Consider the following 18,245-nt stretch of genomic DNA (forward strand, 5'->3'; position numbering starts at 1 on the left):
CCTTGAGGGATGCGAGGGCGCCAGCGTACTGCAAGCCGCCGCGATCGCGCGTCCGGTGCACAATCGCGTCATCGACACCGCCGGCATCGGGCCGCGCGGGTCGTCTCCGGAGAGTGCGGACATGACGTCATGGCGCGGGTGGATGTGTGCGGGACTGGTGCTGGCCTGTGCGGCCTGCGGCGCGGCGCCGCCGACGCGGCCGGAGGCGGTCGCGACCGCGCAGATCGCCAGGACCTGTGCGCCGTGGGACGGTGCGGCCTTCACCGTGTCCGTGCCCGCCGGCAATGGCGTCGATCCTGCGGCGCTGCCGGCGCTGCAGTTGTCGGTCTGGTCGTCGCCGCAGTTCGATGGCGAACGCAAGGTCGTCTTCGCCGAAGGCGACGACCGCACCGGCGTGGCGATGTACGTCGAAACCGCGGACCACGCGACGCCGCTGACCGGCGAGGCGACATTCCGGCAGGCCGCGGACGGCAGCATCGAAGGCACGCTGCGGCTGAAGACCGCCGACGGCCGCCGCTTCGAGCGTCGTTTCCGCGGTCGCCTCGACGACCGCGTGGTGATGTGCGGCTAGAACGCGCAAGGGCCCGGCGCGCTGCGCCGGACCCTCGATCGCGTCGGTGATGCGTCGGCCTCAGCCGATGCGGCACTTCAACCGATGCGGTACACCTGTCCGGTCTGCGCGCCTTCCACGCTGCGGCTGAAGCCCAGCGCCGCGCGGGCCGCGGGCACCGGCTCGAAGCCGCGGAAATACGGTGCGTAGCCCGGCATCGATTCGGCCAGCACGCCGGGGCTGACGGCGTTGATGCGCAGGCCGCGCGGCAGTTCCAGCGCCGCGGCGCGGACGAAGCCCTCGATCGCGCCGTTCACCAGCGACGCCGACGCGCCGTAGCGGATCGGGTCGTGCGTGAGCACGCCGGTGGTCAGGGTGATCGAGCCGCCGTCGTTGAGGCGGGTCGCGGCCAGGAGCGCCAGCTGGACCTGGCCCATCAGCTTGTCCTGCAGGCCCAGCGCCCACTGTTCCGGGGTGAGCTCCAGCAGCGGGCCGAAGGCGACGTTGCCGGCGGCGGCGATGACGCCGTCCAGCGGGCCGATGCGGTCGAGCGCGGCGGCAACCCCGTCGCGGTCGGTGAGGTCGAGGCGGACGTCGCCGGCGGAGCGGCCGGCGGTGACGATCTCGTGGCGCGCGCCGAGTTCGGCGGCAACGGCGCGGCCCAGGGTGCCGTGGGCACCGACGAGGAGCAGTTTCATGGCGATTCCTTTGTTCCATTGAGCCGACAATCGGCGGAGTAGCGACAGTCTGCGCCGCGGGTTTTGCCTTGATTAGCCGGCCAGGCGCGGAAATACTGTTTCTCCATGAAGACAATGTCCGCCGACATCGACCGGATGCTCTGCTTCGCCGCGGTCGCCGAGCACGGCAGCTTCACCGCGGCGGCGGCGGCGCTGGGCTGCTCCAAGGCGCACGTCAGCCGCCAGGTGGCCGAGCTGGAACAGGCGCTGGGCGCGCAGTTGCTGCTGCGCACGACGCGGCGGCTGTCGCTGACCGCGCTGGGGCATCGCCACGCCGAGGACGTGGGCCGCCTGCGTGCGGCCTACGAGGACGCCCGGCAGCGCGTCGCCGCCGAGCGCGACGAGGTGCGCGGCGTGCTGCGCATCACCACCGCGACCACGTTCGGCGAAACGTTCGTGGTCGAGCTGGTCCGCGATTTCATGGCGCGGCATTCGCAGGTGGACGTGGAGGTCGACACCAGCATCGTCGTCCGCGACCTGTTCGACGGCCGCTGGGATTTCGCGTTCCGCGCCACGCGCGTGATCGACGAGCGCCTGGTCGTGCGCGCGGTGGGCGTGGTGCGCGAGATCGCGGTGGCCGCGCCGGCGCTGCTGGCCGGGCGCGAGCCGCCGCGGCGCCCGGCCGATCTCGCATCGCTGCCGGCGCTGCGCAACAGCCATTTCAGCGACGACGCGGAGTGGGTGTTCGTGCGCGGCGGCGACAGCGGCACGGTGCGTCCGCACGGTCGCCTCGCGATCAACAATTTCGCGGCGCTGCAGCGCGCGGCCGAACACGGCGTGGGCATGGCCCGGTTGCCGTTCTACCTGGTGCGCGATGCGCTGGCCGAAGGCCGGCTGGTGCGATTGCTGCCGGACTGGGAGATCGCGCAGCTGCCGATGGCGCTGGTGCATCCGCAGCGACGCCATCCCACGCGGTTGCAGCAGGCGTTCCGCTGCTTCGCGCTGGCGTGGTTCGAGGCGCCGGAGCGGCAGGCGCTGCTGCGCTGACGCCGCGGCGTCGCAGCGTCGCAGCGTCGCAGCGTCGCAGCGTCGCGTCGGCGGAACGCGGCGATCGGCGCACGTGCGTTGCCGTGGTCGGCCGCGGTCGGTAACGTGGCGCGGTCATGCACGGCAACGGTCTCCAGCTCGCCCTCGTCTTCCTGCTCGCCGCCGTCGTGGCCGTGCCGCTGTTCAAGCGGTTCGGCCTGGGCGCGGTGCTGGGCTATCTCGCCGCGGGCGTCGCGCTGGGCCCGTTCGGGCTGAAGGTGATCCGCGACGCCGAGCCGGTGATGGCCGCCAGCGAGATCGGCGTGGTGATGACGCTGTTCGTCATCGGCCTGGAACTGTCGCCATCGCGGCTGTGGGTGATGCGGCGGCCGGTGTTCGGGCTCGGCGCGCTGCAGGTCGTGCTGAGCGGCGCGGCGCTGGGCGGGATCGCGCTGGCGCTGGGCCTGGGCTGGAAGGCCGCGCTGGTGACGGGGCTCGCGCTGTCGCTGTCGTCCACCGCGGTCAGCCTGCAGCTGCTGTCCGAGCGCAAGGCGCTGAATTCGCCGCACGGGCGCACCGCCTTCGCGGTGCTGCTGTTCCAGGATCTCGCGGCGATCCCGCTGATCGCCTCGATCCCGCTGCTCGGCGCCGCCGCGCGCCACGGCAATGCCGGTGCCGGTGCGCTGAAGGCGGTCGGCGCGATCGTGGTGGTGGTCATCGGCGGCCGCTTCCTGCTGCGCCAGCTGTTCCGCACCGCCGCGCGCATCGGCGTGCCGGAAATGCTCACCGCCAGCGCCTTGTTCGCGGTGCTCGGCGCGGCGTGGATCATGTCGCTGGCCGGTCTCAGCATGGGCCTGGGCGCGTTCCTCGCCGGCGTGCTGCTGGCGGATTCCGAATACCGCCACGAGATCGAATCGCAGATCGAACCGTTCAAGGGCCTGCTGCTGGGCCTGTTCTTCATGTCGGTGGGCATGAGCATCGACCTGCATCGCATCGCGGCCGAGCCGTGGACCATCGCGCTGGGCACGCTGGCGCTGCTGTCGGTGAAGTCGGCGGTGCTGTTCGCGATCGGCGTGCGCCCCGGGCGGCTGGCGTGGCGCGAGGCGCTGCAGCTGGGCGCGGTGATGGCGCTCGGCGGCGAATTCGCGTTCGTGGTGCTGGCCGAAGCGGCGAAGGTGCAGCTGATCGACGACGCCGTGCAGAACCGGCTGGTGGCGATCGTCGGCCTGTCGATGGCGCTCACGCCGCTGGCGATGATCGCGGTGGGGCGCTGGCTGGGCGCGCATCCCGAACGCAAGCCGGAGCGGGCGTTCGACGCGATCCCCGACCACGACTCGCAGGTCATCCTCGCCGGCTTCGGCCGCTTCGGGCAGATCGTCGCGCGCCTGCTGCTGGCGCAGAAGATCCGCTTCATCGCGCTGGAGACCGACAGCGAACAGCTCGACGTGATGCGCCGCTTCGGCAACAAGGTCTACTTCGGCGATCCCTCGCGGCCCGACCTGCTGCGCGCCGCCGGCGCGGCCAACGCGAAGGTGTTCATCAACGCGCTGGAAGATCCGGCCGCCAGCCTGCGCACCACGCGCGTCGTGAAGCGCCTGTACCCGCACCTGCGGCTGTTCGCGCGCGCGCACGATCGCCGCCACGCGTGGCAGCTGATGGACCTCGGCGCCGACGTCACCCGCGAGACTTTCGCCTCGGGCCTGGAGATGGGCCGCGACGTGCTGGTCGCGCTGGGCATGCCGCCCGAACAGGCCGACGACCGCATGCACCGCTTCCGCGCGCACGACGAAACGCTGCTCGCCAAACAGCACCTCATCTACGACGACGAAGCGGCGCTGCTGGAAAGCGCACGCCGCGCCCGCAGCGAGCTGGAACAGCTGTTCGAGGCCGACGTCGCGCCGGAGTCGACAGACACCGGCGCGGCGGACGCCGGCGACGACGCGCCGGCCGCTTGACCGGCGTCAGCGCTTCGCCGCGAACCGCTCGCCGAAGAAGTCGCTGTCGTTCCAGCGCGGACGATCCGTCGCGTCGCCGACGAGGCGGCCGATGCGCGCTTCCAGCGTCGCCAGCCGTACCGCATCGGGCCAGAAGATCGGCAGCGAGGCGTCGTCGCTGGGCTGGTGGTAGTGGTCGCGCAGGAACTTGCGCAGCGCCAGCTTCGGATCGCGTATGCCGTCGGCCGACAGCGTGCCGCCGTCGAGGTACAGCGACGGCACGCCGGCGCGGATGAAGGCGTACTGGTCGCTGCGCACGAACACGACCTCCTCCGGATAGGGATCAGGCGACAGGGTCACGCCGACCTCCTTCGCCGCCGCTTCCAGCGCGGTCTTCAGCGTCGAATGCTCGGCGCCGATCGGCACCACGTCCTTGCTCGGCGCCAGCAGCACCGGCATGTCGACGTTGAGGTCGGCGACGAGGCCGTCGGCGGGCACGGTCGGATGCGTGGCGAACCATTCCGCGCCGAGCAGGCCCTTCTCCTCGGCGGTGAGCGCGATGAACAGCATCGAGCGCTTCGGCGCCTTCGGCTCGGCCTTCAGCGTGCGCGCCGTCTCCAGCAGGATCGCCACGCCCAGCGCGTTGTCGAGCGCACCGTTGCAGATGCGGTCCTCCTTGCCGTCCTCGCCTTTCACCGGCGCGCCGATGCCGAGGTGGTCGAGGTGCGCGGTGTAGGCGACGTGTTCGGCCGCCAGCGCGGCGTCGCTGCCCGGCAGTTTCGCGACGACGTTGCGCGACTCGACCGGTTCGATCTTCGTGCGCGCGGCCAGCCGCAGCGTGCCCGGCAGCGCGAAGCCCTTGAGCGTGCCGGCATCGGCCGCGGTGAACAGCTGCGCGGCCGTGCGCGGGCCGTCGGCGAACAGCAGGTCGGCGGCCGCCGCACTCACCACGGCCATGCCGCGCAGCTGCGGGAACGTGCCCACGCTCTTGCCGTCGGGGCCGCGCAGGCGCATCGCCGGGCGCTGCCAGTTGTCGGCGGTGCGCGCCCACGGCGTGTCGGCCTCGTCGTTCGGCGTGTCGACGAACACCACGCCGACCGCGCCGCGCTCGGCCAGCAGGCGCAGCTTCTCGCGGGTCGAGCTGTGGAACGCGCGCTGGTCGTTGCCGAAGGTCGCGGGTGCGCCGCCGAACACGATCGCGATGCGGCCGTGCAGGTCGAGTCCGGCGAAGTCGTCGTGGCCCAGGTCGGGGGCGTGCACGCCCTGGCCGACGAACACCGCCGGCGCCTCGACGTCGTGCTCCGCCGCGTCGAAGTCCTGCCCGGGCAGGAACTGCTCGCGGAAGCGCAGCGCGATCTCGCGGCCGTTGCGCTTGATCACCAGCGCCGCGCCGTCGGCCTCGCGTGTGGCCTTCAGCAGCGGCACGCGCTGGAAGAAGCTGCCGTCGTCGCCCGCCGGTGCCAGCCCGATCGCGGCGAAGCGCCTGGCGACGTACTCGGCGGCCAGGTCGTAGCCGCGGGTGCCGGCCTCGCGGCCCTCGAAGCGATCGTCGGCCAGCGTGCGCACGTCCTCGGCGATGCGGCGCTCGGCGGCGGTCTTCGGCTGCGGCGCCGCGGTGTCGACCGCGGGCGCGGAGACCGTCGGCGCGACGGGCGCCTCGGGGCCGCGATCGCAGGCGGCGAGCGGCATGGCCAGGAGCAGGGTTGCGGCGAGGAAATGCAGGCGCGCCATCGTCGGTTCCGGTCGGGGGATGGCGGACGCTATCACCGGCACGGGAACGCGACAACGCCGATGCCGTGCGGGCGACGTACCATGCGGCATCGTTCGCGGGAGATGCCGTCATGTCCGTCGTTCCGACCGCCGCCATCGCCACCCCGCCCGGCCGCCGCGAGGGCTGGCTCCAGCTCGGCATCGTGGTCGGCGCGCTGGTCGTGTCCGGCATCGCGCCGAAGGACCGGCTCACCTGGTTGCTGGAGACGATATGGGTGATGGCCGCGTTGCCGATCATCCTGATGAACTGGCGCCGCTTCCCGCTGACCCGGCTGCTGTGCTGGCTGCTGGTCGCGCATGCGCTGGTGCTGATCCACGGCGGCGCCTACACCTACGCCGAGACGCCGATCGGGTTCTGGCTGCGCGACACCGCCACGGCGCTGGGCTGGCACCTGCAGCGCAACCCGTGGGATCGCGTGGGCCATCTGATGCAGGGCTTCGTGCCGGCGATCCTCGCCCGCGAACTGCTGCTGCGCCACACGCCGCTGCGCCGCGGCGGCTGGCTCAACTACCTCGTGCTGGCGGTGTGCCTGAGCTTCAGCGCGTTCTTCGAGCTGATCGAATGGTGGTCGGCGCTGATCTACGGCGCCGATGCCGACGCCTTCCTCGCCACCCAGGGCGACCAGTGGGACACGCAGTGGGACATGTTCCTGTGCCTGTGCGGCGCGGCGCTGTCGCTGCTGCTGTGGTCGCGGGTGCACGATCGCCAGCTGGGGGCCGCGGTCCTGCGCTGACCGGTCGGGCCGTGGTCGGGCGCGGGGCGACCGGCTTCCGGACACGAAAAAGGCGGGGTCGCCCCCGCCTTTTCGTTGCGTTCCGCGCTGGCGGAAGGATCAGAAGCCGACGCCGGCCTTGTCCTTCGAAGCGGGAATCGCGTTGGTCGCCGCGACCGAGGACGGCAGGCTGGTGGTGCCGTCGACCCAGTAGCCGCCGTCGTACTCGTTGATCACGTTGCCTTCGCTGTCGGTGTACGAACGAACCACGAAGCGGTCGACGTAGCGCGGGCGCAGGTTGTTGATGTCGGTGTACTCGTGCGCGAAATACGCGTCGCAGTACGACGGCATCGTGCTGTCGATCTCGTATTCGTTCTCCCCGATCCAGCGGCGGTTGATCTGGTTCAGCGTGGCCGCGTCGCAGCGGCCGGCGCCGTTGCCGATGGCCTCGACCAGACTGCCCATCTGCGGCGAGTCGTTCGAGCTCGGGCACATCTTGAGGAAGTTGATGCGCGCCTGGATGGTCTTCCAGGGCTTGCTCAGGTTGATGCTGAAGTAGCGGGCCAGCGAGGCCGCGCACTCGCCCGGGCGGGTGGCGCTGGACAGGCAGATGATGGCTTCGCAGGCCAGGCCTTCGTCGCCGCTCAGGGTCTGGCCCTTCTGCTGGTTGACGATGTTGTCGACCATCGCCTGCATGTCGTTCGACAGCGTGCCGCCCTGGGCCGCGTTCGGATCGATGCCTTCCGGCAGGCCGCTGTACTGGTTCGGGTCGTACTGCGAAGGCAGGGTCGTCGGATCGACGCCGATCGCCTGGTAGACGCTGGGGTCGGGCTGGTTGCTGTCCTGGGCGTAGGCGGCGCCGCTGGCCAGCAGCAGCGTGGCGAGCGCCATCGAAATCGCTTTCCTGTTCATCTGACTTCGCTCCCGTAATCGATTGGCTTGGGCGGGAACCACGGAGGACGACGGTTCCTTGATTCACATAACCGGGCCCCGGCCATGCCGGAACGTTCGGAATTCAGTGCCCCTGCTACATGACCCACTCGCGGCGATCGATCGACGTGATCGATGCGGCGGCAGGAGCCCCAGTTCAGGTTAGCGGAGTTCCGCGACACTTTGCAAAGCATGGCCCGTCGCCCGTCCGGTGCGGGCAGAGGCGTCCCGGAGTGCGGGACGGTGGCGCAACCCCATGATTGAAAAGGCGAATCGATGCCCGGGCGAGGGGCGGACGCCCTCCCGGCGTCGATCCGGGCCATGACCGCTCGTCGGAATCCTGCGCGGACGGGCGGGTGGCGGGTTCCCTCAGTCTGGCTCGTCGACGCCCGGACGCCGCCGGAACGGCAGCACCACGCTGCGGGTGTCGTCGGGCCGGGCCTCGGGGCGATGCCACAGCACCGGCACGTCGTCGGGCCGCGGCAGCTCCAGCGGATCGGCCTCGCCGGCCTCGTCCTCCAGCTCCCAGCTGTAGCGCTTGCGCGGCGGCACGGGGTCGGCATGCCGGAACAGCAGCGCCGACAGCACTCCGGCCACGGCGCCGCCCAGGTGCGACTGCCAGGACACGCCCGGCTCGTGCGGCAGCACGGTGATCAGCATGCCGCCGTAGAGGAAGAAGGCGATCATCGCCGCGGCGATCGACGGCCGGTCGCGGCGCAGCAGGCCCAGCACGAACACCAGGAACATCAGGCCGTGGGTCAGGCCGCTGGCGCCGAGGTGGTGGGTGTCCGGGTCGCCCAGCAGCCACGCGCCCAGTCCCGAGCCCAGCCAGATCAGCGGCAGCGCGCGCATGCTGGCCCTGGGATACACGCCCAGCGCCAGCGTGCCGAGCAGCAGCAGCGAACCGGCGTTGGCCGCGAGGTGTTCGAACGAGCCGTGCAGCAGCGGCGCGGTCAGCACGCCGAGCAGGCCCGCGATCGCGTGCGGGGTGACGGTGAAGGCCCCGATGTCCTCGCCCTGCTGCAGCGCGAACACCGCCGACAGCAGCAGCACGAACGCCAGACTGGCGTTGAGGGCCCGCAGCAGGCGTCGCCGGTCGGCGGCGCGCTGGGCGGGGGTATCGGGGACGTCGTCGGGGGTGGGCAGGCGCATCGTCAGGTTCTGGAGCCGGCGGCCGGCGCGATCAAGGCCGCCGGCAGGGGCGCGCCGACACCGCGGCTGGAACGCTGCGGCGCATTCCGCGGCCCGTCGCGGTCACAGGAACCAGAACAGGGCGTCGAGCAGCGAGCCCAGCGCCTCCCAGGCCCAGCGGCCCGATTCGCTGCGCGGGCGGCCGCTCGCCGCCCGCAGCACCAGCACGAGGATCCACAGCGTCGCCACCCCACCCGCACCCCACAGCAGCTTCTCGCGCAGGGTCATGCGGCACCCGCCGGCTTCGCCGGCCGCAGCAGGCTGAGCACCACGGTCGCGCCGATTGTCGCCGCCACCACGCCCAGCGACCAGACGATCGGGATCTTGTAGACGTCGATCAGCAGCATCTTCGCGCCGATGAACATCAGCACCGCGGCCAGGCCGTAGGGCAGCAGGTGGAAGCGGTCGGCCATGCCCGCCAGCAGGAAGAACATCGCGCGCAGGCCCAGCACCGCGAACACGTTGGAGGTCAGCACGATGAACGGGTCGGCGGTGATCGCGAAGATCGCCGGGATCGAGTCCACCGCGAAGATCAGGTCGGTCACGCCGATCAGCGCCGTCACCACGAACAGCGGCGTGTACCACGCCTTGCCGTCGCGCATCACGCGGAAGGCGTTGCCGGCGTAGTCGCTCGTCAGCCGCAGGTGCCCGCGCATCCAGCGCAGCAGCGGGTTCTTCTCCAGGTCCGGCGCCTGGCCCGCGGCCAGCAGCATCTTGATGCCGGTCAGCACCAGGAACGCGCCGAAGACGTAGAGGATCCAGTGGAATTTCGCCAGCAGGAACGCGCCGGCGAAGATCATGATCGCGCGCAGCACGATCGCGCCCAGCACGCCGATCACCAGCACCTTCTGCCGCTGTTCCTCGGGCACGGCGAAGTAGGTGAACAGCATCAGGAACACGAAGATGTTGTCGACCGCCAGCGATTTCTCGACCAGGTAGCCGGTGAGGAACTCCAGCGCGATGCGGTCGCCCGCGACCTGGCCGAGGGTGTCGCTGGCGTACCACCAGAGGCCGGCGTTGAACGCCAGCGCCAGGCCGATCCAGCCGAGGCTCCAGAACGACGCTTCCTTGAATGTCACCTTGTGCGGGCCGCCGTGGCGCATCAGCACCAGGTCGACGAGCAGGGCGACGACGACGAGCGCGGCGAACGCGCTCCACAACAACGGATTGCCGATGGTGTCCATCTGATTTCTCCCGAAACGAAAAACGCCCAACCGCGGGGCTGGGCGTCGTATCGGGTCGGAAGGCATGGAGCGACCGGAAGAACGAGGCTTCGCCGTGGCGGCGAAGGTCTCGCTCGCAGCCGCGGCATCAAATGCCTTGTGCGACTGCCGTCCGGCCGGGGCTTGCGGGCCCGTATTGACGACCGGAACGTTCGGGAGCTACTCCCCTTCTGGAGCGGCGATTGTTCGCGACCGGAGCGGTCGCGTCAACCCGCTTACAATACGGCAGATGAACGCATCGAACGCCGCCCCGCTCCCCGAGATCCGCCTCCGCAACGCCTGGACCTCCCGCCATCCGTGGATCTTCCAGAAACTGGTCGAGAAACCGACCCAACGGCCCAAGCCCGGCAGTCTGGTCGAGGTAGTGGGCCCGGACGGCGTGTGGATCGGTCGCGGCTTCTACAACGGCCATTCGCGCATCGCGATCCGCCTGCTCGAACGCGACCCCGACGTGGTGGTCGACGCCGACTGGTTCGCGGCGAAGATCGCCGAGGCCGTGCGCCTGCGCCGCGAGGTGCTGAAGCTCGACGCCGTGTCCGACGCCTGGCGCGTGGTGCACAGCGAGGGCGACGGCCTCAGCGGCCTGGTCGTGGACCGCTACGGCGACCTGCTGGTGGTCGAATACTTCAGCGCCGGCATGTTCCGCTACCGTGAGTGGATCTACGACGCCCTGCGCGCGCAGTTCCCCGGCTGCCGCTTCCACGCGTTCGCCGACGAGCACGTGCAGAAGCAGGAAAGCTTCGACTTCCGCGGCAGCGAGCCGGCGGCGCCGGCGATCATCACCGAGTACGGCATCAAGTTCCGCGCCGATCCCGCGGGCGCGCACAAGACCGGGTTCTTCGCCGACCAGCGCGAGAACCGCGAATGGCTGTCGCACCAGTGCGCGGGGAAGCGCGTGCTCGACCTGTGCTGCAACACCGGCGGTTTCGGCGTGTACGCCGCCGCGCGCGGCGCCAGCGAGGTGGTCGGCATCGACATCGACGAGGCGGTGATCGAGATCGCCAAGGGCAACGCCAAACTCAACGGCGTGCGCCCGCGCTTCGTGCAGGCGGACATTTTCCCGTGGCTGCGCGATGCGGCGAACAACGGCGAGCGCTTCGACGTGGTGATCCTGGACCCGGCGAAGATGACCCGCGACCGCGAGCAGGTGATCCCGGCGCTGAAGAAGTACCTCGACATGAACAAGCTGGCGATGGGCGTGGTGAAGCCCGGCGGCCTGCTGGCGACGTTCTCGTGCACCGGCCTGGTGAGCGAGGAGCAGTTCCTCGACATGCTGCGCCGTGCCGCGTTCTACGCCGGCCGCACCGTGCAGGTGCTGAAGGTCGCCGGTGCCGGCGCCGACCATCCGTGGCTGACCGACGTGCAGGAAAGCCGCTACCTGAAGGCGGTGTTCTGCCGCGTGGTGGATTGACGGTCGACCCCCACGCGACCGCGTGACGTTGCGGACGTTCAGTCCCCGCCGCAACCACCGCCGTCGCCACCCCCGTCGCCGCTGCACCCGTCGCCGCCGCCATCGCCGCTGCAGCCGCCGTCGCCGAGACCATCGGTGGTGCCGTCGAAGCCGTCGCTGGCGAAGTCCGTTGCGCAATGGCCGCCGCCGGCATCGCCCGCGGCCCCGGCCTCGCGCAGGGCGCTGCAATCGAGCGTGTAGCGGAAGCCGTCGGCCAGCCCGACCTGCGCATCCAGCGCGAACAGCAGCGGCAGGCGCGTCGGCCGCTTGGGATCGATGCCTTCCATGCGGCAGGTTTGCGTCCAGACCCGGCGCAGGCCGACGTTGCGGTCGTGACGTCGCGTCAGCACGACGGCCGGGGTGTGGTGGAGGAAGCGTCCGAATGCCTGCCGGCAGAACGCGTCGTAGTGCCGCGTGCAAAGGATGAAGGCGTGCCAGAGTTCGTCCGCGGCCTGCGAAGGCATGGACACCGGCTTGCGGCCGCCGAGCAGGTAGGCGGCGAAGAAATCGCGCAGCGCGACTTCGATGGCGGGGCGATGCTCCGGGCCGATGTCCGGGCGTTGCCGGCGGAGCTTGTCGAAAAGGCCGGGTGGGAGCGGGGTGTCGCGCAGGTAGCGCAGCCGTCGGGCGCGCTGCCATCGCGATGCGGTGTTCCAGGTCAGGAAGGCGACGATGATCAGGGTGATACCGAGATCGAATCGCGACATTCACGGCTCCGTCTGTGGCGATGGCGCCAGCCTTGCATGCGGTCGTGACTGAAAAATGACAACGGACATCTTTCCGTCATGACCGGGTCATCCCGTCGGCCGCGGCCGGTACACTGGCGCCCATGTCCTCGATCCTCCTGCTCGTCCTGATCCTGGTCGTCGTCGCGATCGGCCTTGTCCTGCTCGTCCTCCTGCTGCTGCGCCGGCCCGATGCCGGACTCGACCAGCTGCGCACCCGGATCGAGGACGCGCTGCGCGAGGAGCAGCGCAGCGGGCGCGGCGAACTGCGTGAACAGTTGGACAGCCTGTCGCTGGCGCAGGGGCAGCGGATCGAGAGTTTCGGCCGCAGCCTTGGCGACCTGACCGCGCGCACCGACCAGCGACTGGATGAACTGCGCGTCGCGCTGGGCGACGACGCGCACAAGGCGCGGCTGGAGCTGGCGACGCGCCAGCAACAGTTCGCCGACACGCTCGGCGCGCAGCTGCGCGAACTGACCGAACGCAACGAACAGCGGCTGGGCGAACTGCGCACGACGCTGGAACAGAAACTGCGCGAGCTGCAGGCCGGCAACGAAGCCAAGCTCGAACAGATGCGCGCCACGGTCGACGAGAAGCTGCAGTCGACGCTGGAGACGCGGTTGACGGAAAGCTTCGGCAACGTGGCGCAGATGCTTGCTCAAGTGCATCAGGGCCTGGGCGACATGAGCAGGCTGGCGGCCGATGTCGGCGGCCTGCAGCGGGTGCTGACCAACGTGAAGACCCGCGGTGCATTCGGCGAGATGCAGCTTGCGGCGTTGCTGGAACAGGTGTTCGCGCCGGATCAGTACGCATCGAACGTGAAGACGATCCCGGGCAAGGACGCACAGGTGGACTTCGCGGTTCGCTTCCCGGGCTCCGACGGCAACGTACCGGTGTGGCTGCCCATTGACGCCAAGTTTCCGCGCGAGGACTACGAGCGCCTGCTGGATGCACAGGAGCGCGCCGACGCGGACGCTGCGCGCTCCGCCGGGGATGCGCTGGAGCGGCAGATACGCAAATGGGCGAAGGAGATCCGCGACAAATACGTCGCGCCGCCGCATACCACCGAATTCGCGATCCTGTTCCTGTCTACCGAAGGCCTGTACGCCGAGGTGCTGCGCCGTGCGGGCCTGGTCGAATCACTGCAGCGCGACCTGCGAATCGCGGTTGCTGGACCAACCACCCTGTTGGCGCTGATGACCAGCTTCCAGATGGGCTTCCGCACATTGGCGATCCAGGAACGCTCCAGCGAGGTCTGGCGCACGCTGGGCGCGGTCAAGACCGAGTTCGGCAAGTTCGGGACAGCCCTTGATGCGGTGAAGAAGAAGCTCGACGAGGCCAGCAACAAGATTGATGACAGCCAGAAGCGGGCCCGCGTGCTCACCAGCAAGCTGCGCGACGTGGAGGCCTTGCCCGCCGGTGAGGCGCAGAGGCTATTGGGCGATGCCCAGGACACGAACGATGCCGAGGGCGACGTCCCGTGAACGACTCCGGTCGGACCGCGGAGCGGCCTTCAGGCCGCAGCTTCTGGCTTCGTGAGAAGACAGCGGGCTGAAGCCCGCTCTACCGGAAGAGCGTGGACGGTCTCCGTTACCGCGGCGGATTCGGCAGCGGCATCGCGTTGGCCGGCACCGTGGGCGCGTCGTCGCCGTTCTCGAGGTAGTCCGGCAGCGGCTCGTCCTGCGGCTGCTTGCGGTCTTCGCCGATCTGGTAGTTGCGGCGCTGCAGCCAGGCATCGCGCACGAGGGCGTAGTCGTCGGCGGCGCCTTCGCGGAAGCTGTCGGTCGACAGCAGCTGCGCGCGCACGTCGACCAGCTGCACGCCCTGCAGGAACACCCGGATCTTGTCGTCCTCGACCTGCCGCGTCGGCGACATCGGCGAATCGCCGGCCATGCCGAAGACGTCGCGCAGCGTGCGCGGGCCGAACAGCGGCAGTTCGACGTAGCGCGAGCGCTTCCAGCCCCATACGCCGAGCGTCTGGCCGAAGTCCTCGCTGCGGTTCGGCAGGTTGGCGGCGGTCGCGGGATCGAACAGGCCGCCGATGCCCAGCGTGGTGTTCATCAGGAACCGGCCCGCGGACTGGCCGGCCTGCTTCGGCTTGCCCTGCAGCAGCGCGTTGAGTGCGCTGACCGGCTGGCCGAGGTTGTTGAAGAAGTTGCTCACGCCCAGCCGCAGCGGGCGCGGCACGGCGTGCACGTACGCGGTCGCCAGCGGCTTCGCCACGCGCCGGTCGACCACCATGTTGAAGCGGTGCACGCGGCGGTTGAGCTTTTCCCACGGATCGAAACTCGCCGGACTGGCTGCCGGCGGTGGCAGCGTGGGATCGGCGATCGGATCGTAGGCGTCGGGGTCCTGGCCGCCGTAGATCGCCGCGTAGTCGCGTTCGGCGTCGGTGGGCGATGCGCCGTCGGCGGTGGCGTCCGCGGGGGGCGGCGGCATGTCGGCGGGCGTGGTGCCGGTCGAGGCCGCGATGCCGGACGCATCGTCCGTGGTCGTGGCATCGCCGGCGGCGGGTGCGGGCATGTCGGCCGCGGCGGCGGGCGCATCGATCGGCGCTTCGATCGTCGCGGTCGCGGGCGGGGCGTCGGGGCGGGCGGTTCGCGGAGCGCAGCCGGTGGTCAGCAGCGTCGTTGCGAGGAGCGCCACCGGGGGGAGGAGGCGGGTGAGCATCATGGCCCGAGTGTAGTCCGTTGTCGTGGCGTGGGGTGCGTGCGGCGCGTCTCAGTCGCGGACGAAGCCGAGGTCGTGGCCGAGCCGGTACGCGGCGCGCAGTTCGTCGAAACCCGTCGGTCGGCCGTCGATGGCGACATCCGCCGCGCAGCGCGCCGCCGCCAGCGAAACCAGCGCCAATCCCGCGCTGTCGATGCTGTCGGCGCCGGTCAGGTCGATGCGGTGGATGTCGGCCAGCGAGGCCGGCAGCCGCGCCCGCAGGGCGGCCACGGCCTCGCGGCGCAGCGGGCCGACGAAACGCAGGGTTCCATCGGCGACCGCGATCGACGGGGCGGCCGCGGCGGTCACGGCTGGCCGGCGTCCGGGCGCAACTGGCCGCTGCGCAGCGCGGTGGCGACCTCGCGGATCGACTTGCGCTGCAGTTCGGCGTCGAACTGGTTGCGGAAGGTCTGCACGTAGGACACGCCTTCGACCATCACGTCGAACACCTTCCACTGGTTGCCGTTGCGGCGCATCAGGTAGTCGACCGGGATCGGTTCGCCGCCCTGGCGCAGGAATTCGCTGGAGACCTTCACGCCGAGGCCGCGCGGCAGCTGGGTCTCGGACTTCACCCGCACCCGCAGCCGGGTGTTGAAGTCCAGCAGCGACGAGCCGTAGCGCTGCATCAGGTTGTCGGCCAGCGCGTCGGCGAACAGCTTCACGTCCTCGTCGGACGCGCCGCGGCCGTGGCGGCCCAGCACCTGGCGGGCGGCGTAGTCGCGGTCGAACATCGCGTTGAACTCGGTGCTGACGAATTCACGCAGCGCGGTACGGTTCTTGGTGAACTCGGCGCGGCGCTTCTCCAGCGTGCTGAGGATGCGCTGGCTGTTGTTGAGCACGAGCTGGCTGGGCGTGCCCTGCATGGTCGCCGAGGCGGGCGCGGCACGCGCGGCGGCGGGGGCCGCGGGCGCGGCCTGCTGCGCGAACGCGGGCGCTGCGGCGAGCAGCGCGGCGCCGGCCAGGAGGGGCAGGAAGCGGGACTTGCGGGTCATGGCGTCGGGCTCCGGTCGTTGGGGGAAGCGTCGGGAGTGGAAGAGGACGTGGCGTCGTCGGGCTTGCTGCTGCCGCCGCCGCCGAAGATGTACTTGCCGGCCATCTGGATCAGGTCGACCGCCGGCGTGGTGTAGGCGATTTCCTCGCCGGGCTTGAGCGTCTCGACGTCGCCGCCGGGCTGCAGGCCGACGTAGCTCTCGCCGAGCAGGCCGCCGGTGAGGATGCTGGCCGAGGTGTCGATCGGCAGGTCCTTGTAGCGGGCGTCGATGTCGAGCACGACCACGGCGTCGAGCTTCTTCGGATCGAGCTCGATCGCGGCGACCTTGCCGATCGGCACGCCGCCGATCTTCACCGGCGCCATCGGCCGCAGTTGGCCGAGGTTGGTGAAGCGCGCCTTCAGCGGATAGGTGGGTTCGCCGAAGCCGAACTTGCCGTTGGTGGAGGCGATCGCCAGCACCAGCAGCGAGGCCAGCGACAGCAGCAGGAAGGCGCCGACGGCGAATTCGAGGCGGGGACCGCGTGCACTCATGGGCGCGTACTCATCTGGGTCGGGTCAACGGGAAGGTCAGCGGAACAAGTCAACGGAACAGGAAGGCGGACAGCACGAAGTTGAACATCAGCACCAGCAGCGAGGCGTTCACCACCGCGCGGGTGGTGGCGACCGAGGTGCCTTCGATGGTGGGTTCCGCGTGGAAGCCCACGTACGAGGCGACCAGCGCCGCGGTGCCGCCGAACACGGCGGACTTCAGGAACGCCGGCAGGAAGTCCTCGTGGAAATCCACGGCGTCCTTCATCACCTGCCAGAACGCGCCGTTGTCGATGCCCAGCACCTGCACGCCCTGGAACCAGCTGGCGCAGATCGCGAGGCTGCAGAAGATCGCGGTGAGCAGCGGCACGGTGATGACCGCCGCCCAGAAGCGCGGCGCGACCGCCTTGCCGACGGGATCGATCGCCATCAGCCCGAGCGCGGTGATCTGGTCGGTGGCGCGCATCAGCCCGAGTTCCGCGGCGATGGAGCTGCCGGCGCGGCCGACGAACAGCAGCGCGGTGAGCACCGGCGCCAGTTCGCGGTACATGCCCAGGCCGATCAGCGCGCTGATCTGGTTGGCGGCGCCGTAGGTCTGCAGCGCACGGTAGCCGAGCAGGGTGATCGACAGGCCCACGAACGCGCCGCCGACGGCGATGATCGGCAGGCTGCGCGCGCCGATCTTGTAGATCTCGCGGGTGAGCTCCTGCCAGAAATCGCGGGTGCCCGGCCGGCTGGCGCGGAACACGGCCAGCGAGAACAGGCCGGCGCGGCCTAGGCTGCGGACGGTCTCGGCGAAGGCCATCACGCGGCCTCCGTGCGGCGGACCGCGTCGAAGGGCATCGGGCCGTCGGGTTCGCCGCGCAGGAACTGGCGGACCAGCGGATCGGCGCTGCTTTCCAGTTCGGCCGGGGTGCCGTCGAAGACGATGCCGCCGTTGGCCACGACCACCGCGCGGTCGGCGATCGGCAGGGTCTCGTGCACGTGGTGGGTCACGATCAGGCTGGTCAGGCCGAGGCTGGCGTTGAGCCGGGCGATCAGGCTCATGATCACGCCGCTGGCGATGGGGTCGAGGCCGGTCAGCGGTTCGTCGTACAGCATCAGCGGCGGGTCCAGCGCCAGCGCGCGGGCCAGCGCGACCCGGCGCGCCATGCCGCCGGAGAGTTCGCGAGGATAGAGATCGGCGGCGGCGCGCAGGCCGACCGCGTGCAGCTTCATCTCGACCAGGCGGGCGATCACGTCGGCCGGCAGGTCGGTGTGGGTGCGCAGCGGCAGGGCGACGTTCTCGGCGGCCGTGAGGTCGGTCAGCAGGCCGTTGCCCTGCAGCAGCACGCCGATGCCCTTGCGCAGTTCCAGCAGCTCGCGCTTGCGCTGCGGCACCGGGCGGCCCAGCACTTCCACCGTGCCCGCGGCCGGGGCCAGTTCGCCGGTCAGGGCCGACAGCAGGGTCGACTTGCCGCAGCCGGACGGGCCGAGGATCGCCGTGATGCTGCCCTGCGGCACGGTCAGGTCGATGTCGCGCAGGATGGTGCGCGTCCCGCGATCGAGGCGGAGGCCGGACACCTGGACAGCGGCGGGAGCGGTGGGCATCGGGTTCGCAGGGAAAGGGGGCGGGCGCAAAACCCGTTCAGGATGGCCGCCCCCGCCTGAATCGGACGGGAGCCGCCGGCCATACGGGACCGTTCGGGGGCGGCCATTGTCCATGCCGGCGGTGCCGTTGTCTGCGTCGGGGCGGGAACGCGGCGTCCCGCGGCTTGTGCCGGTCGGCGCCAGCGGCGAGGATGGCGGCGCTGCGGACCGCGCAGCGCAGGGCCGCAGGGGGCCGGGA

The 18,245-nt window shown here is 70.6% G+C and carries 19 protein-coding genes; 6 read left to right on the forward strand and 13 right to left on the reverse strand.

Translation table 11 applies throughout. The features are described from left to right. Positions 1–121: 121 nt before the first annotated feature. Complete coding sequence (locus ACT53Q_RS04060; RefSeq protein WP_476185380.1) at positions 122–571, forward strand: hypothetical protein; 450 nt, start codon at positions 122–124, stop codon at positions 569–571. Positions 572–648: 77 nt separating this feature from the next. Here ACT53Q_RS04060 and ACT53Q_RS04065 read toward each other — a convergent pair whose 3' ends face one another. After that, positions 649–1,248, reverse strand: coding sequence for a short chain dehydrogenase (locus ACT53Q_RS04065; protein ID WP_476185381.1), 600 nt, complete (start codon positions 1,246–1,248; stop codon positions 649–651). Between the two features lie 105 nt (positions 1,249–1,353). Between ACT53Q_RS04065 and ACT53Q_RS04070 the strand changes: the two genes are divergently transcribed. Both ACT53Q_RS04070 and ACT53Q_RS04075 read left to right on the forward strand, forming a co-directional pair. Then, positions 1,354–2,274 (forward strand): LysR family transcriptional regulator, encoded by a 921-nt coding sequence (locus ACT53Q_RS04070; protein WP_476185382.1) that lies wholly within the window; start codon positions 1,354–1,356, stop codon positions 2,272–2,274. Between the two features lie 116 nt (positions 2,275–2,390). Then, a complete protein-coding gene (locus ACT53Q_RS04075) occupies positions 2,391–4,208 on the forward strand; it encodes a monovalent cation:proton antiporter-2 (CPA2) family protein (protein ID WP_476185383.1) in 1,818 nt (605 codons plus the stop codon). 6 nt (positions 4,209–4,214) lie between these two features. Here ACT53Q_RS04075 and ACT53Q_RS04080 read toward each other — a convergent pair whose 3' ends face one another. Beyond that, positions 4,215–5,918, reverse strand: a complete 1,704-nt coding sequence (locus ACT53Q_RS04080) for a M28 family metallopeptidase (RefSeq protein WP_476185384.1) — start codon at positions 5,916–5,918, stop codon at positions 4,215–4,217. 110 nt (positions 5,919–6,028) lie between these two features. Between ACT53Q_RS04080 and ACT53Q_RS04085 the strand changes: the two genes are divergently transcribed. Continuing rightward, on the forward strand, positions 6,029–6,691 hold the full coding sequence (locus ACT53Q_RS04085) for a DUF2238 domain-containing protein (RefSeq protein WP_476185385.1): 663 nt from the start codon (positions 6,029–6,031) through the stop codon (positions 6,689–6,691). 99 nt (positions 6,692–6,790) lie between these two features. Here ACT53Q_RS04085 and ACT53Q_RS04090 read toward each other — a convergent pair whose 3' ends face one another. The 4 genes from ACT53Q_RS04090 to ACT53Q_RS04105 all read right to left on the reverse strand — a co-directional run bounded on the left by ACT53Q_RS04090 (position 6,791) and on the right by ACT53Q_RS04105 (position 9,975). Further along, positions 6,791–7,582: a TrbM/KikA/MpfK family conjugal transfer protein gene (locus tag ACT53Q_RS04090; RefSeq protein WP_476185386.1), complete on the reverse strand. Its 792-nt coding sequence runs from the start codon at positions 7,580–7,582 to the stop codon at positions 6,791–6,793. A 387-nt stretch (positions 7,583–7,969) separates the two neighbouring features. Next, complete coding sequence (locus ACT53Q_RS04095; protein ID WP_476185387.1) at positions 7,970–8,752, reverse strand: rhomboid family intramembrane serine protease; 783 nt, start codon at positions 8,750–8,752, stop codon at positions 7,970–7,972. A 102-nt stretch (positions 8,753–8,854) separates the two neighbouring features. After that, positions 8,855–9,019 (reverse strand): hypothetical protein, encoded by a 165-nt coding sequence (locus tag ACT53Q_RS04100; protein ID WP_476185388.1) that lies wholly within the window; start codon positions 9,017–9,019, stop codon positions 8,855–8,857. Further along, on the reverse strand, positions 9,016–9,975 hold the full coding sequence (locus ACT53Q_RS04105) for a TerC family protein (RefSeq protein ID WP_476185389.1): 960 nt from the start codon (positions 9,973–9,975) through the stop codon (positions 9,016–9,018). The genes ACT53Q_RS04100 and ACT53Q_RS04105 overlap by 4 nt, the downstream gene beginning before the upstream one ends. A gap of 268 nt (positions 9,976–10,243) precedes the next feature. Between ACT53Q_RS04105 and ACT53Q_RS04110 the strand changes: the two genes are divergently transcribed. Continuing rightward, a complete protein-coding gene (locus ACT53Q_RS04110; RefSeq protein ID WP_476185390.1) occupies positions 10,244–11,425 on the forward strand; it encodes a class I SAM-dependent rRNA methyltransferase in 1,182 nt (393 codons plus the stop codon). Positions 11,426–11,463: 38 nt separating this feature from the next. Here the strand turns inward: ACT53Q_RS04110 and ACT53Q_RS04115 are convergent, their stop codons facing one another. Further along, positions 11,464–12,171, reverse strand: coding sequence for a glycine-rich domain-containing protein (locus ACT53Q_RS04115; protein ID WP_476185391.1), 708 nt, complete (start codon positions 12,169–12,171; stop codon positions 11,464–11,466). Between the two features lie 122 nt (positions 12,172–12,293). On the opposite strand from ACT53Q_RS04115, the gene ACT53Q_RS04120 reads away from it, so the two are divergent. Beyond that, entirely contained in the window at positions 12,294–13,673 is a 1,380-nt protein-coding gene (locus ACT53Q_RS04120) for a DNA recombination protein RmuC (protein ID WP_476185392.1), read from the forward strand. A gap of 106 nt (positions 13,674–13,779) precedes the next feature. Here the strand turns inward: ACT53Q_RS04120 and ACT53Q_RS04125 are convergent, their stop codons facing one another. The 6 genes from ACT53Q_RS04125 to ACT53Q_RS04150 are packed head-to-tail and all read right to left on the reverse strand — an operon-like array spanning position 13,780 to position 18,007. Continuing rightward, positions 13,780–14,862: an MlaA family lipoprotein gene (locus ACT53Q_RS04125; protein ID WP_476185393.1), complete on the reverse strand. Its 1,083-nt coding sequence runs from the start codon at positions 14,860–14,862 to the stop codon at positions 13,780–13,782. Between the two features lie 48 nt (positions 14,863–14,910). Then, complete coding sequence (locus ACT53Q_RS04130; protein WP_476185394.1) at positions 14,911–15,207, reverse strand: STAS domain-containing protein; 297 nt, start codon at positions 15,205–15,207, stop codon at positions 14,911–14,913. Next, positions 15,204–15,890 (reverse strand): MlaC/ttg2D family ABC transporter substrate-binding protein, encoded by a 687-nt coding sequence (locus ACT53Q_RS04135; protein ID WP_476185395.1) that lies wholly within the window; start codon positions 15,888–15,890, stop codon positions 15,204–15,206. Before ACT53Q_RS04135 ends, ACT53Q_RS04130 begins: the two co-directional genes overlap by 4 nt. Then, the gene (gene mlaD, locus ACT53Q_RS04140) at positions 15,887–16,420 is read right to left on the reverse strand and encodes an outer membrane lipid asymmetry maintenance protein MlaD (RefSeq protein ID WP_476185396.1); all 534 of its coding nucleotides are present in this window, start codon (positions 16,418–16,420) and stop codon (positions 15,887–15,889) included. The genes ACT53Q_RS04135 and mlaD overlap by 4 nt, the downstream gene beginning before the upstream one ends. A gap of 49 nt (positions 16,421–16,469) precedes the next feature. Then, positions 16,470–17,222 (reverse strand): MlaE family lipid ABC transporter permease subunit, encoded by a 753-nt coding sequence (locus tag ACT53Q_RS04145; RefSeq protein WP_476171379.1) that lies wholly within the window; start codon positions 17,220–17,222, stop codon positions 16,470–16,472. Continuing rightward, a complete protein-coding gene (locus ACT53Q_RS04150; protein ID WP_476185397.1) occupies positions 17,222–18,007 on the reverse strand; it encodes an ABC transporter ATP-binding protein in 786 nt (261 codons plus the stop codon). The genes ACT53Q_RS04145 and ACT53Q_RS04150 overlap by 1 nt, the downstream gene beginning before the upstream one ends. Positions 18,008–18,245: the final 238 nt, after the last annotated feature.

The organism is Lysobacter sp. DMC97, from assembly GCF_056313745.1.

Excerpts from the sequence above, each read along its gene's own strand:
- ACT53Q_RS04060 (WP_476185380.1), top strand. The coding sequence starts at position 122 with ATGACGTCATGGCGCGGGTGGATGTGTGCGGGACTGGTGCTGGCCTGT.
- ACT53Q_RS04065 (WP_476185381.1), bottom strand. The coding sequence starts at position 1,248 with ATGAAACTGCTCCTCGTCGGTGCCCACGGCACCCTGGGCCGCGCCGTT.
- ACT53Q_RS04070 (WP_476185382.1), top strand. The coding sequence starts at position 1,354 with ATGAAGACAATGTCCGCCGACATCGACCGGATGCTCTGCTTCGCCGCG.
- ACT53Q_RS04075 (WP_476185383.1), top strand. The coding sequence starts at position 2,391 with ATGCACGGCAACGGTCTCCAGCTCGCCCTCGTCTTCCTGCTCGCCGCC.
- ACT53Q_RS04080 (WP_476185384.1), bottom strand. The coding sequence starts at position 5,918 with ATGGCGCGCCTGCATTTCCTCGCCGCAACCCTGCTCCTGGCCATGCCG.
- ACT53Q_RS04085 (WP_476185385.1), top strand. The coding sequence starts at position 6,029 with ATGTCCGTCGTTCCGACCGCCGCCATCGCCACCCCGCCCGGCCGCCGC.
- ACT53Q_RS04090 (WP_476185386.1), bottom strand. The coding sequence starts at position 7,582 with ATGAACAGGAAAGCGATTTCGATGGCGCTCGCCACGCTGCTGCTGGCC.
- ACT53Q_RS04095 (WP_476185387.1), bottom strand. The coding sequence starts at position 8,752 with ATGCGCCTGCCCACCCCCGACGACGTCCCCGATACCCCCGCCCAGCGC.
- ACT53Q_RS04100 (WP_476185388.1), bottom strand. The coding sequence starts at position 9,019 with ATGACCCTGCGCGAGAAGCTGCTGTGGGGTGCGGGTGGGGTGGCGACG.
- ACT53Q_RS04105 (WP_476185389.1), bottom strand. The coding sequence starts at position 9,975 with ATGGACACCATCGGCAATCCGTTGTTGTGGAGCGCGTTCGCCGCGCTC.
- ACT53Q_RS04110 (WP_476185390.1), top strand. The coding sequence starts at position 10,244 with ATGAACGCATCGAACGCCGCCCCGCTCCCCGAGATCCGCCTCCGCAAC.
- ACT53Q_RS04115 (WP_476185391.1), bottom strand. The coding sequence starts at position 12,171 with ATGTCGCGATTCGATCTCGGTATCACCCTGATCATCGTCGCCTTCCTG.
- ACT53Q_RS04120 (WP_476185392.1), top strand. The coding sequence starts at position 12,294 with ATGTCCTCGATCCTCCTGCTCGTCCTGATCCTGGTCGTCGTCGCGATC.
- ACT53Q_RS04125 (WP_476185393.1), bottom strand. The coding sequence starts at position 14,862 with ATGATGCTCACCCGCCTCCTCCCCCCGGTGGCGCTCCTCGCAACGACG.
- ACT53Q_RS04135 (WP_476185395.1), bottom strand. The coding sequence starts at position 15,890 with ATGACCCGCAAGTCCCGCTTCCTGCCCCTCCTGGCCGGCGCCGCGCTG.
- mlaD (WP_476185396.1), bottom strand. The coding sequence starts at position 16,420 with ATGAGTGCACGCGGTCCCCGCCTCGAATTCGCCGTCGGCGCCTTCCTG.
- ACT53Q_RS04145 (WP_476171379.1), bottom strand. The coding sequence starts at position 17,222 with ATGGCCTTCGCCGAGACCGTCCGCAGCCTAGGCCGCGCCGGCCTGTTC.
- ACT53Q_RS04150 (WP_476185397.1), bottom strand. The coding sequence starts at position 18,007 with ATGCCCACCGCTCCCGCCGCTGTCCAGGTGTCCGGCCTCCGCCTCGAT.